This is a genomic window from Streptomyces sp. DH12 (assembly GCF_020873895.1).
Lineage (GTDB): Bacteria > Actinomycetota > Actinomycetes > Streptomycetales > Streptomycetaceae > Streptomyces.
Genome location: NZ_JAHWGT010001487.1, coordinates 1 through 406, shown reverse-complemented (window position 1 = coordinate 406; position 406 = coordinate 1). Strand labels below are relative to the sequence as shown.

The following is a 406-nucleotide window of genomic DNA, read 5'->3' as shown; positions in this document are numbered from 1 at the left end:
GCGTAACCGCCGGGCGACGGCCATGCCCCGCGCCTCCGGGTCGGCCTCGACGCACACCACGGGGATGTGCAGTTCGCGCAGCCGGGTCAGCACCCGGGTGCCGATCTTGCCGAGCCCCAGCAGCACCACGTGCCCGCTCAGTCCGCGCGGCGGTCTCCGCAGCGCGGACGCGGTGCGGAAGGTGCCCAGCGCCTCCAGCACCGCGGCCAGCAGCACCGGCAGCAGCAGCAACCCGACCAGCCCGGACAGCAGTTGCAGCACCTGCTGCCCGGTCGGCGCGCCGAGCGCGGGCTCGTTGATGGCGAACAGGTCGAGCAGCGTGATGTAGATGGCGTGCAGCGGGTGGTCGTCGGTCACCACGATCAGCGCCACCGCGAGCGCGACCACCGCGGCCACCAGCCCCGCC

1 pseudogene is annotated in these 406 nt (G+C 74.1%); it reads right to left on the bottom strand.

Features of this window, described 5'->3' with window-relative positions:
- Positions 1 to 406, bottom strand: a pseudogene (locus tag LPA54_RS40705) (potassium transporter TrkA); the annotation flags it as partial.